A 12,339-nucleotide genomic window follows, 5' to 3' on the forward strand; every position below is an offset into this window, starting at 1 on the left:
CCACCCTGACCGCGGGGGGGTATCTGACCGCCCCCGACGGGGCGGGGGGCCGCCAGGGCCCCCGCCGCGTGCGCCACGGGCGCCCCGCGGCCCCCCCCCCCGGGCCGGGGGGGGGGCCCCCCCCCCCCCCGCCCCCCCCACAGGCGTGTCAGCGGCCGTTACCGACGGGGTACGCGGGGGCAAACTGGCCTGCCCCGTATGCCATTTCCGCAGGCCAGATGGCTAACGAAGGGGTGTTAGGCAGGAGTTAGCAGTACGGCAATGCGGACCGGCAGGCTTAAGCCATACCGAGCACGACCACCGCACTGCTCCTGGGGGAACACCATGTCGCACACCGCCAACGACACCGCCCGCCGCTCACTCCGCGGCCGGCTCCGGGGCAACGGACTGCGCATCGCCGCCGCCACGGTGACCGCGGCAGCCGCGCTGACGTTGACGGCGTGCGGCGCGGACGACGGCTCGGGCACCAAGACCGAGGGCACGGCGGCGTCCACCCCCTCGCTGGAGGCCGCGGGCCACGACGGCCCGGCTGCGGACGCCGGTACGGACGCCGGCAAGGGCGCCGACAACAGCGCGGGCAAGGACGGCGCGGCGGGCAGCGGCGGTACGGGGAGCAACGGCGGGTCGGGGGGCTCCGACGGTGGTACGGGGGGCAGCGGCGGGTCCACCGGTTCCGCCGGTGGCGGCAACGGCTCGAACGGCGCCGCCAAGCCGAAGGGGCCGGGACTCGGCGGCTCGCAGCAGCAGCCGCCGGCCGCGAACCCCGAGGACGGCGCGCCGGGCAAGGGCGCCCCGGCCTGCTCCGTCGGCAACTCCCGGCTGGCCCTGGAGCCCATCGGCGGCACCATGCCGGTGATCACGCTGCGGCTCACCAACACCGGCGGCGCCGCCTGCAACGCGTACCTGGCGCCGATCATCGGCTACCCGAACGCGCAGTCGCCGCTGGCGATCGGCGAGAAGGCGCAGAGCGTGAAGCTGGTGCCGGCCGGCGGCAGCACGACCGCCGTCATCGGCCTCGGCAGCGAGGACGGCACCCACCCGCACCGCGAGACGAAGCTCAGGATCTCCCTCCAGGACGGCGATGGCAGCCCGCTGCCCGGCGAGGTCACCCTCAACTCGCCGACCGACGTCGGCCTGCTCCTCGACGCGGACTCCGCGGTGAGCTACTGGGGGGCGGGCATGGATGCTCTGTAACCCAGCGGCACGGGGGAATGCGTGGCGCGCTTGGCGCGCGTGGCGCACGGCGACAGCCGGCCCACCTGAGCGGCCTGACCAGCCGCAGGGCGCCCGACCCCGGGCCAACCCCGAGCCAGCCGGCCCACCCGGACCCATCCCGCCCGCCTGACCAGCCACGGGACACCCGACCCCCGACCAACCCCGAGCCAGCCGGCCCACCCGGAACCATCCCGCCCGCCTGACCAGCCACGGGACACCCGACCCCGGGCCGACCCCGAGTCACCCGGCTCACCCGGACCGAGCAGCGCCCGGAGCACCCGGACCGCGTGACCGACCCGGGAACCCCCGGCCCCGGCCCACCCGAACCACCCGCACCACTCGGATCGTCCGAACCGAGCAACACCCCGGACCAGCCGACACACCCGGACCGCCTGACCAGCCCCGGAGCACCCGGCCCACCCCGGCCCACCCCGAACAACCCCGACCACTTCCAAGCCATCCCAAGTCATCCCGAGCGAGCCACCCGGAACCAAACCCGCGGCCCACCACCCACCCACCCGGGGCCGGACCCCTGACCCGAGCCCGTACCCCCGCGGGGGCCGACCGCACCCCGCGACACCCGAGACCCACCCAGCGCCCGCACCCAGCGCCTCGTACGACCCAACTCAACTCAACCCAGCTCGGCCCAACGCGACCCAACTCGATCCAGGTCGATCCAGGTCGACCCGACTCACCGAACAGCCCACACCCCACAGCCACACCCGATGGCGAGCGGCGCCCGCCGCCATCCCAGGACGACGGAGACGGCCGCCCGGTCTACCCCCTGAGCCGGACCGTCCACCGTCCGCGGGGGGGGGCCCCCCCCCCCCCGGGGGGGGCCCCGTCGTCATGCACCCGGCGGGGAGCCAGGGCACGCGGCCGGTACGGCGCCGGGCGGGCTGGCCCTCATGCCCGTTCCCCACCGGCTCCTACCAGGCCCTCGGGGGAACGAGGCGCGCCCCCACCGGGGCCCGCCCAACCGCTACGCCACGTCGTTACGCCACGCCGCGCCGCTACTCCGCGTCCAACCCCGCCAGCACCAGCGGCAGCCGGTCCGCGCCCGTGGGGGTGATGCGGATCGGGACGCCCCAGTCCTGCTGGTGGACGTGGCACGCCGGGTACTCGATCTCCGGGGCGTCGTCGCAGGACGCGGCCATGGCCGAGACGTGCAGCACGCCCTCGCTCACCCCGTCCGCCAGCCGCAGCGTCCGGCTCAGTTCCGCGCCCGGGCCGGCGCCTTCGGCGAGCAGTTCCGGCGGGGTGGCGCTGACCAGCAGCCGCGTCGACGGCCCGTACCTGGTGTCCAGCTTCTGGCCGGCCGGCGGCTGGAAGACCACGTCGAGCCGGAGCGTGCCGGGGGCGATCTCGGTGGCCGCGCGCTGCGTGCGGTGCGCGACCGAGGGGACCCGTACGGCCGCCTCGGGCAGCCGCAGCCGGGTCAGCCGGTGCCGGGCGGACTCGACCACCACGATGTCGTCGTCGACCAGCACCGCGGCCGAGGGTTCGCGCAGGTCGGTGGCGAGCGTGCTGACCTCGCCGGTCGCCGGGTCGTAGCGGCGCAACGCGTGGTTGTACGTGTCGCTGACGGCGACGGAGCCGTCGCGCAGCGCGGTCACCCCCAGCGGGTGCTGGAACAGCGCCTGGTCCGCCGGCCCGTCGCGGTGGCCGAAGTCGAAGAGCCCGGTGCCGGCGGCGGTGCGCACCACGAACGCGTCCGCGCCCGCGGGTGCGTCCGGGTCGCGCTCCACGTAGCGCAGCGCGGAGGTCTCCGAGTCGGCGAGCCACAGCCGCTCCGCGGTGGCCGCGAGCCCGGACGGCTGGGCGAACCACGCCTGCTCGGCCGGCCCGTCGACCAGCCCTTCGTTGGTGGTGCCGGCGGCGCCCCGGCCGGTGCCTGCGGCCGGGTCGTACGTCCACAGTTGGTGCACGCCGGCCATGGCGATCCACAGCCGGTCGGCGAACCAGGCCAGGTCCCACGGCGATGACAGGTCCACCTCGCGGGCCGGACCGGCGGTGGGCGCGCCCTGCCACCACTGGCGGCCGGTGCCGGCGATGGTGGTGACGGTGCCGGTGGTGGGGTCGAAGACGCGCAGGGCGTGGTTGACGGTGTCGGCGACCACGATGCGCCGCACCCCGTCGGGCCCGGCCGGCAGCAGGGCGAGCCCTTGCGGTTCGTTGAACTGCGCGCGGTCCGCGGCGCCGTCCACGAGGCCGCGCTCGCCGGTGCCGATCCGGCGCAGCACGGTCTCGCCGTCCGCGGCGAGCTCCACCAGTGCGTGCCGGGTCGAGTCGGAGACCAGGAAGGTGCCGCCGGGCAGCCGGATCGCCTTGCCGGGGAAGCGCAGGTCGGTGGCGACCGGCTCGGGCTCCACGTACGGCCCGTCGCCGCGCCGCAGCGTCCCCTTGGCCGCGTGCTCGGCCTCCAACTCGTCAACGAGTCGCGCGAGCGCGTGCGCGTGGCCCTCCCCCGCGTGCTGGGCCACCACGTAACCCTCCGGGTCGATCACCACGAGGGTGGGCCAGGCCCGCACGGCGTACTGCTTCCAGGTGACGAGCTCCGGGTCGTCGAGCACCGGGTGCCTGACGCCGTACCGCTCGACGGCGTCGACGACCGCCCGGTGGTCCGCCTCGTGCACGAACTTCGGCGAGTGCACGCCGATGATCACCAGGGTGTCCCGGTGCTTCTCCTCAAGCTCGCGCAGCTCGTCGAGCACATGCAGACAGTTGACGCAGCAGAACGTCCAGAAATCCAGAATGACGATGCGTCCCCGCAGGTCAGCGAGGGTGAGATCGGTATCGCCCGTATTGAGCCAACCGCCCTTGCCGATCAGCTCGGGGGCCCGGACGCGCGCACGTGAAGCCATGCCCCCATCCAACCGCAGGGGGGTTGCGGGTATTCCCCACCCACACCGGCCGACCCGAAGCCCAGCGCCCCAAGCGGGCGAGGCCCGGGCGGCGAACGCCCTTCCCAAGAGTTGATACACGTCACGCACAGCGAATTGAACTCATCGACTTAGTGGCTGTGCTTAGGGAACACGGGCTTCCGTGCGGGCGGCCGAGCGGTCCGGGTGCCCCCACCCCACCCAGCCACCCACCCTCGACCACCCTCACCCCCGCAAGATCCGCCCCTGCGCATCCGTCTTGCTGTCGCTGGCCAGCAGCACGATGCCGTCGACCAGGGCCCAGACGAAGAGGCCGCCCAGGGTGAAGAGCTGGGCCAGGGCCACTCCGGTGTGGCCGGTGTAGAAGCGGCCGATGCCGAACTGGCCCAGGAAGATCTGGAGGAGGCCGGCGGTGATCTTCGACTTGTTGGAGTACGGGCGGCCGTACGGGTCGTAGCCGTAGGGCGCGTCCGGGGTGGTGGTGGGCCAGCCGGGCTGGGCGGGGTAGCCGACCGGCACGGGTTGGCCCGGTGGTGTCTGACCCGGCGTCGGCTGGCCGGCCGAGCCCGGGTGTGGGTAGCCGTAGCTGGGCTGGCCCTGGGCGCCGTGCGGGTAGCCGTAGTCGGGTTGGCCCTGGGGCATGGCGTACGGGTTGGGGCCGCTGACGGGCTGTGCGTAACCCGCCTGCGGCGTCGCGTACGGGTTGGGGCCCTGCTGCGGGGCGGCGTACGGCGGGCCGCCGGTCGGGGGCGTGCCGTAGGGGGAAGGGCCGGCTGGTGGTGTGCCGTAGGGCTGCTGCCCGTCCTGCGGCGTGCCGTACGGGTTGGCGTTGGACATGGCCTGTCCCTGGGGGTCGTGGTCGTGGGCCGGCCGCCGAGTCGTACCGGCGGCAGCGTTTCCCTGGGTTACCTGTATGCGCCCTCCATCCTGCCAGCCCGTGACCCGCTCGGCATGGGTCAGACATCCCCAACTGGCCGCGAGGTGGCGGGGAATGCTGCGGCGCCTGCGGCGGGCGTCGGGGCCGGCGGTGGGCCCGCGGTGGGGCCCGCGTGAGCCAGGTCGCTTGCAGAAGGGGAGTTTTCTCCACCGACAGGGCCCGTGCGGGCGGCCCATAATGACGGCGCCGCGGGCTCCCCGTCGGCCCCCGTACCCCCTCCGACCAGCCACGCGGCCCCGGACAGCAGCAGGAAGAAGGCCCCCATGGAGCAGGTAACGCAGCCCGGACAGCCCGCGGTCGACGGCGTCGCCTCCGGTCGTGCGGGCGGCGTCGCCGCCGCTGGTGGGGCGCCGGCGCCGGTCGGGAGCACGCTCGCGTTGCGCCGGTGCCTGGTGTTGTGGCGGCTGGCGTGGCGGGCCACCGCGCTGTCGCTGTGGCTGACCGTGGTGCGGTCCGTGCTGCACATCGGCTTCGGGGTGCGGCTCGTACCCGGCGCGGTGCGCGCCACGCGCGCGCTCGCCGACCGGGAGCGGGAACTCGCCGCGCAGTGGAGCGGGGTGCAGATCCCCACCAGGTACGCGCCGCTGGGGCCGGCGCGCAGCGAGGCGGTGGCGCTGCGGGCGCGGCTGCTGGCCGCCGACGACCAGGTGTGGCGGGACTGGCGGTGGGTGCAGATCGAGCCGCTCGTGGGCGGCTCGATCGTGTTCCTGCCGCTGTCGCTGCTGCTCACCGGCGTGTGGGGGCTGCTCGTCGCCGCCTTCGGGACGCAGCTTTCGGCGGAGTGGGGCAGCCTGTGGTTCCTGTTCGTACCGGTCGACTCGTGGTTCACGGCCGCTCTCGCCGGGGTGCTGGCGCTGGCGATGTTCCCGCTGGCCCTGTGGCTGGCCCCGCACGCCCTGCGCTGGCACGCCCGCTGTCTGCGGACCGCGCTCGCCGCCAAGGAGAGCGAGTTGCTCGCAGCCAGGATCGAGCACCTGACCGCGACCCGCAGCGACGCGCTGGAGACGCAGCTGGCGGAGGTCCGGCGGATCGAACGGGACCTGCACGACGGGGCGCAGGCGCGCCGGGTGGCGATGGGCATGACGTTGGACGCGGCCGAACGACGGCTGGGGAGCGACCCGGAGGCGGTGCGGGCGCTGCTCACCGAGGCCCGCGAGTCCTCGTCGAAGGCGCTGGCCGAACTGCGCGACCTGGTCCGCGGCATCCATCCGCCGGTCCTCGCCGACCGCGGCCTCGGCGATGCCGTACGCTCCCTGGCCATGCTCAGCCCGCTCACCACCGAGGTCCGCGTGGACCTGCCGGCCAGGCCCGCGCCGCCGGTGGAGTCCGCCGCGTACTTCGCCGTGTCGGAGGTGCTGACCAACGCGGTCAAGCACGCGGGCGCGCAGCGCGCGTGGATCGACGTGCGGTACGAGCACGGGGCGCTGCACGTCGACGTCACCGACGACGGGCGCGGCGGCGCCGACCTCGCGCGCGGCACCGGGCTGCGCGGCATCGAGCGCCGGCTCGCCGCCTTCGACGGCGTGCTGGCCGTCAGCAGCCCGCCGGGCGGGCCCACGATCGTCACCATGGAGCTGCCGTGCGCATTGTTCTGGCCGAAGACCACTTCCTCCTGAGGGACGGGCTGACCCGGCTGCTCCAGGCGTACGACCACGAGGTGGTGGCGGCCGTCGCGGACGGCCCCGAACTGCTGCGGGCACTGACCGAACTCGCCCCTGACGTGGCGATCGTCGACGTACGGCTGCCGCCCGACTTCACCGACGAGGGGCTGCGGGCCGCGGTGGCCGCCCGCCGGCAGGTGCCGGGGCTGCCGGTGCTGTTGCTCTCGCAGTACGTGGAGCCGCTGTACGCGCGCGAGTTGCTGGCCACCGGCTCCGCCGGGGTGGGTTACGTGCTCAAGGACCGGGTGACCCAGGGCGGCGAGTTCCTGGACAGCGTGCGGCGGGTGGCGGCGGGCGGTACGGCCATGGACCCGGAGGTGGTGGCGCAACTACTGGCCCGCAAGGCGCGCGACGACCGGTTCGGCAGCCTCACCGCGCGCGAGCGCGAAGTGCTCCAGTGCCTGGCGCAGGGCCGGTCCAACGCCGGCATAGCGGAAACGTTGTGCATCACGGAGAAGGCCGTCGCCAAACACATCGGCAACATCTTCACCAAGCTCGACCTGCCGCAGAGCGAGACGGACAACCGGCGGGTGCTGGCCGTACTGGCCTATGTGGACCGGTGAGTGCGGGGTGGGGCGGGGGCTGGTCCTGCTGGTGCGCGGGGTGGGCCGCCGGCCCTGCCTCGGCACTGGTTCGCCGTCCCGGCCCTGACGTGCCGTCGTACGGCTGACGTGCCGTCGTACGGCTGGCGTGCGAGGGCCGGCGCGCGGCGTTCGGCTGCGCCACGCTCCCGGCCCTCCGTACCGCAGTCGTACGGAGGGCCGGGACGTCAGCCGGCCGACCCGTCAGCCGGCCTGGGGCGTCAGCCCCTTCGCGCGTCAGCGCACCCCCAGCACCCGGTCCCGCAGCGCGGGGAAGTCGTGGCGGACGGCCGCCACCGTGGGCAGGTCCAGATCGACGGTGAGGACCGACTCGTCGGGGCCGGCCTCGCCGAGCACCGCGCCCCCCGGGGCGACGACGATGGAGTGGCCGGCCTGCGGCACGCCGCCGGTGGTGCCGGCCGAGCCGCAGGCGAGCACGTACGCCTGGTTCTCCACGGCGCGGGCGCGGGCCAGCAGCGTCCAGTGCTCGCGGCGGCGCTCCGGCCAGCCGGCGGGGATCACCAGGAGCTGGGCGCCGGCGTCCACCAGGAGCCGGAACAGCTCGGGGAAGCGCAGGTCGTAACAGGTCGCCAGGCCGATCGTGGCCGCCGGCAGCCCCACCGTGACCGGCTCGGTGCCGGCGCCCATCAGGACCGCTTCGCCCTGGTCGAAGCCGAACCGGTGGATCTTGCGGTAGCTGCGGACGAGGGTGCCCGACGGGTCGAAGACCAGCGAGGTGTTGTAGAGGGTGCTGCCGTCGTCGGTGGTCGGCTGGCCCTCGGCCGCCGGCGCCCGCTCGACGATCGAGCCCGCGTGCAACCAGGCACCGCACGCGCGGGCGGCGGCCGACAGCGCCTGCGCGGTCGGCCCGTCCAGCGGCTCAGCGGCGGACGCGAACTCCTGGTGGGCGAAGGCGCCCACGGTCCACAGCTCGGGGAGTACGAGGAGGTCGGCACCGGTTTGTCGGTGCGTGTCCCGTACGAGGGTGGCCGCTCGCTCGCGCCGAGAATCAACCGGCTCGTCCGGGTCCACACCCATCTGGATCAGTGAAGCGCGCACATTACCACCGCTCTCGACGATCGAGCTGTCCAACCGGGCCTACGATCAGTCTGGAAAGCACTGCCGGGGTGCCCGTGCGCAGCGTAACTTAACTGCCAAACAGCACCCAGCCCGCGTACGAACCGCCCGAGGGGTCCCGTGACCGTCCATCCCAGCCTGCAACCTGCCATCGATGCATGGACCCACTCCATCGAAGCGATATCCGAGTTGGTGACACCGCTCGTCGAGGGTGAGTGGAACCGGGCCACCGATTGCCCGGGGTGGTCGGTGCGCGACGTCGTCTCGCACGTGATCGGTTTCGAGTGCGAACTGCTCGGCGACCCGCGCCCGATCCACAGCCTGCCCCGCGACCTGTACCACGTCACCAGCGAGTTCGCCCGCTACGTGGAGGTCCAGGTGGACGTCAGGCGCTGCCACACCGCGCCGGAAATGACGTCCGAACTGGAGTACACGATCATTCGTCGCTCGCGCCAACTGCGCAACGAGACGCGTGACCCGGAGACCGTCATCCGCGGCCCGCTCGGCGAGCACACCCTCTCCCGCACCCTGACCACCCGGGTCCTCGACGTGTGGGTGCACGAACAGGACCTGCGCCGGGCGCTCGGCAAGCCCGGCAACCTGGACTCGCCCGGCGCGGTCATCACCCGCGACGTGTTCCTGAAGGCGCTGCCCGGCGTGGTGGCGAAGAAGGCGCAGGCGCCCGCCAACTCGGCCGTGGTCGTCGACGTGACGGGCCCGCTGGAGTTCATGCGCACGGTGCGGGTGGACGCCGAGGGCAACGGCAAGCTCGATGCGAGCGTGTCGCTCGGCCCCGCGGTCACGCTCTCCCTGGACTGGGAGACCTATCTGCGCCGCGCGGCCGGCCGCGCCCGCCCGGAAGCGCTGGCCGACAAGGTGAAGATCGACGGCGACCGCCCGCTGGCCGAGGCGATCCTCGCCAACTTCGCGGTCACGCCGTAACGTTTCGCGACCGCGGTGTGACGGCCCGCGCCGGAGTGGCCGTACGCGCCGGTGGGGTGGGGTTGCCCGACTGGCCCGACTGACCGGGGTGGCCCCCGGGTTGGCGTGGGTGGGTGTGGGCTGGCGTGGGTGGGTGCGATGCGACGTGAGTTGGCGCGGGTTGGCGCGGGTGCGTGTACGTGGCGGTGGGTGGTGGTGCGCGGGCGTGGGGTGATGTGGGTGGTGGATGGGTTGGTGGTGGGGGGTGGCATCGGGTTGGTGCAGGGTTGGTCGCTGGGCGACTGTGAAGTGGCTGGCCGCTGGTGGTGGGTGGCGGTGGGGCGGACATGGAGTGACCGTTGTCCACGGGGTGGACGGTTCGGTACGGAAGTTGCGGAGGTCCGCGGGGCGAAACGCGGCCGGGGCGGGAGTTACGAGGGCCCGCAGGGTGTGACGCGGCCGGGCGGGAGTTGCGGAGCCCGCAGGGTGTGACGCGGTCAGGACGGGGATTGCGGAGACCCGCGGGGCGTAACGCGGTCGGGGCGGCGGGGCCGTCGTCGACCGCGCCGCCCCGTGGGTGGGCCGCTCACACCGCGTGGGCCACCGGCTGGCCGCGCCGGCTAGGCCGGCACGTGCACCGCCTCCACCCGGCTGGCGATCACGTGCTCGCGCTCGCGGCGGTGGGCCCGGGCGCGGAGCCTGAGCATCTGCGACAGGCCGACAGCCTGGAGGACGAAGACCGAGGCGAAGGCGGCCCGGTAGTTGTTGCCGGTCGCGTCCAGCAGCACACCGATGGCGAACAGCGTGGTCATCGAGGCGATGAAGCCGCCCATGTTGACGATGCCGGACGCGGTGCCGAGCCGCTCGGGCGGGTTGGCCGGGCGGGCGAAGTCGAAGCCGATCATCGACGCCGGGCCACAGGCCCCGAGCACCACGCACAGCGCGACCAGCAGCGCGATCGGCGCGTGCCGCTCCGGCCAGGCCAGTACGGAGCCCCAGAGCACGGCGGTGGCGGCGATGGTGCCGAGTGCGATGGGCGCGCGGGCCGCGTGGTGGCGGGCGATGACCTGGCCGTAGACGAGGCCGATCGCCATGTTCGAGAGCACCACCAGGGTCAGCAGTTCGCCCGCCTGCGCGCGGGACAGCCCCTCCGCCTCAACCAGGAACGGCATCCCCCACAGCAGCAGGAAGACCATCGCGGGGAACTGGGTGGTGAAGTGCGTCCACATGCCGAGCCTGGTGCCGGGCTCGCGCCAGGACGAGGCGATCTGCTGCCGGACGAAGCCCTTGCCGACGTGCGGGTGCGGCGCCGGCTCGTGGCCCTCGGGGTGGTCGCGCAGGAACAGCACCACCAGGACCAGCACGAACGCGCCGCCGGCCGCACTGCTGGCGAACGTGACCGTCCACCCCCAGGTGTGCAGCAGCCGGGCCAACAGCAGCGTCGAGATCAGATTGCCCGCCATCCCGATCAACGCGGCGACCTGCGCGATCAGCGGTCCGCGGCGGGCCGGGAACCAGCGCGAGCCCAGCCGCAGCACCGCGATGAACGTCATCGCATCACCACAGCCGAGCAGCGCCCTGGAGGCGAGCGCCATGCCGTACGAGTGGGAGAGGGCGAAGCCGAACTGGCCGGTGGTGAACAGCACCACGCCCAGCAGCAGCACCTTCTTCGTGCCGAGCCGGTCCACCAGCAGGCCGACGGGGATCTGCATGCCGGCGTAGACCAGCAGTTGCAGGATGGAGAAGGTGGACAGGGCGGACGCGTTGATGTGGAAGCGGTCGGCGGCGTCCAGGCCGGCCACGCCCAGGCTGGTGCGGTACGTGATGGCGACGAAGTAGACGGCGACGCCCAGGCCCCAGACGGCCACCGCGCGGCGCCCGCCGGGCGGGTCGCCGGGCAGCGCGGGGCCGCCGCCACCGCCGGGGCCGCTGGAACCGCCGGTCTCGCCCGACCCGCCGGGCCCGCTGGAACCACCCGTTTCGCCCGATCCGCCGGGGCCGCCCCCGGCCCGTATCTCTCCCGGGGCGCTCACCTCTCCTCACCCCGGGCCAGGTGGCGCACCCAGCTCACGTGGTGGTGCACGGCGTCCGCCGCGGCGTCCGCGTCCCCGGCGCGCAGCGCGGCCAGGATCTCGGCGTGCTCGCTGATGTTCTTGGCGATCCGGTCCGGGTGGGCGTGCATCACGGCCGCGCCCATCCGCAGTTGGCGGTCGCGCAACTGGTCGTAGAGGCGGTCCAGGATCTGGTTGCCGGCGCTGCGGACGATCTCGGCGTGGAAGCAGCGGTCGCTGATCGCGAGGGCCGCGAGGTCGCCGGCCGCCGCCTGGGCGCGCTGCTGGTCCAGGAGTTCTTCGAGCCTGGCGATCAGTTCGGGGCGGGCCGGCACCGCCTTGCGCGCGGCGTGCTGCTCGACCAGCAGCCGGGTCTCCACCACGTCGCCGATCTCCTGCGCGGAGACCGGCAGCACCAGGGCGCCCTTCTTCGGATAGAGCCGGATCAGCCCCTCCACCTCCAGCCTCAGCAGGGCCTCGCGGACAGGGGTGCGGGAGACGCCGACGGCGTCGGCGAGGTCGCCCTCGGTGAGCAGGGTGCCGCCCTCGTAGCGACGCTCAAGCACGGCTTGCTTTACGAATGCATACACCCGGTCGGCGGCCGAGCCGGTGCCGGGAGCGACGGCGGGGGCGGCACTTTTGACGGGCGGCGCGGCAGCGGGTTCGGCGGCGGTCCTGACGGTAGGCGGAACGGCGGGAGCGGTCGATGCAGGGGCCATGCACACAGGATAGATACAACAGAAATGCCTGCGTAGGGCGCGTCCGGCATGCGGACGGCGCCGGCGTACACCGGGCGTGCGGGCTCCGCCGCGGCTGCGGTGCGCAAGCGGCCAGCGAGGCCGCTGGGGCCGCTCAGCAGGGCCTCGCATGCTTACCTCGCGGTGCGTGGGCACCAGGAAGTCGGTACTTGGCAACCGTGCGGGCCCGCGCCACGATGAAGTCACACCCGGGGGAATTCCGGCGGTGACGCCGCCCGGGTCGGGGGGCACGCCTCCCGCTTCCCGTGCTCGGCCG

General features: G+C 74.0%; 9 protein-coding genes. 4 read left to right on the plus strand and 5 right to left on the minus strand.

Annotation, left to right across the window (positions count from 1 at the left end; translation table 11 throughout):
• Positions 1-324 precede the first annotated feature (324 nt).
• Positions 325-1,194, plus strand: coding sequence for a hypothetical protein (locus AAHZ94_RS04485; RefSeq protein ID WP_349990690.1), 870 nt, complete (start codon positions 325-327; stop codon positions 1,192-1,194).
• A 1,034-nt stretch (positions 1,195-2,228) separates the two neighbouring features.
• Here AAHZ94_RS04485 and AAHZ94_RS04490 read toward each other — a convergent pair.
• Complete coding sequence (locus AAHZ94_RS04490) at positions 2,229-4,079, minus strand: NHL domain-containing thioredoxin family protein (protein WP_349990691.1); 1,851 nt, start codon at positions 4,077-4,079, stop codon at positions 2,229-2,231.
• A gap of 243 nt (positions 4,080-4,322) precedes the next feature.
• Complete coding sequence (locus tag AAHZ94_RS04495; protein ID WP_349990692.1) at positions 4,323-4,934, minus strand: TM2 domain-containing protein; 612 nt, start codon at positions 4,932-4,934, stop codon at positions 4,323-4,325.
• Positions 4,935-5,297: 363 nt separating this feature from the next.
• Between AAHZ94_RS04495 and AAHZ94_RS04500 the strand changes: the two genes are divergently transcribed.
• Positions 5,298-6,650 (plus strand): sensor histidine kinase, encoded by a 1,353-nt coding sequence (locus tag AAHZ94_RS04500; protein WP_349990693.1) that lies wholly within the window; start codon positions 5,298-5,300, stop codon positions 6,648-6,650.
• Positions 6,614-7,258, plus strand: coding sequence for a LuxR C-terminal-related transcriptional regulator (locus tag AAHZ94_RS04505; RefSeq protein ID WP_349990695.1), 645 nt, complete (start codon positions 6,614-6,616; stop codon positions 7,256-7,258). Before AAHZ94_RS04500 ends, AAHZ94_RS04505 begins: the two co-directional genes overlap by 37 nt.
• A gap of 255 nt (positions 7,259-7,513) precedes the next feature.
• On the opposite strand, the gene AAHZ94_RS04510 is transcribed toward AAHZ94_RS04505, so the two are convergent.
• Positions 7,514-8,335, minus strand: coding sequence for a carbon-nitrogen family hydrolase (locus AAHZ94_RS04510; RefSeq protein WP_349990697.1), 822 nt, complete (start codon positions 8,333-8,335; stop codon positions 7,514-7,516).
• 138 nt (positions 8,336-8,473) lie between these two features.
• Between AAHZ94_RS04510 and AAHZ94_RS04515 the strand changes: the two genes are divergently transcribed.
• On the plus strand, positions 8,474-9,295 hold the full coding sequence (locus tag AAHZ94_RS04515) for a maleylpyruvate isomerase family mycothiol-dependent enzyme (RefSeq protein ID WP_349990698.1): 822 nt from the start codon (positions 8,474-8,476) through the stop codon (positions 9,293-9,295).
• Between the two features lie 599 nt (positions 9,296-9,894).
• On the opposite strand, the gene AAHZ94_RS04520 is transcribed toward AAHZ94_RS04515, so the two are convergent.
• Positions 9,895-11,175 (minus strand): MFS transporter, encoded by a 1,281-nt coding sequence (locus AAHZ94_RS04520; RefSeq protein ID WP_349990720.1) that lies wholly within the window; start codon positions 11,173-11,175, stop codon positions 9,895-9,897.
• A gap of 128 nt (positions 11,176-11,303) precedes the next feature.
• Entirely contained in the window at positions 11,304-12,044 is a 741-nt protein-coding gene (locus AAHZ94_RS04525; protein WP_349990699.1) for a GntR family transcriptional regulator, read from the minus strand.
• Between the last annotated feature and the right edge of the window lie 295 nt (positions 12,045-12,339).

This window comes from Streptomyces sp. HSW2009, assembly GCF_040240285.1.
Classification (GTDB): domain Bacteria; phylum Actinomycetota; class Actinomycetes; order Streptomycetales; family Streptomycetaceae; genus Streptomyces.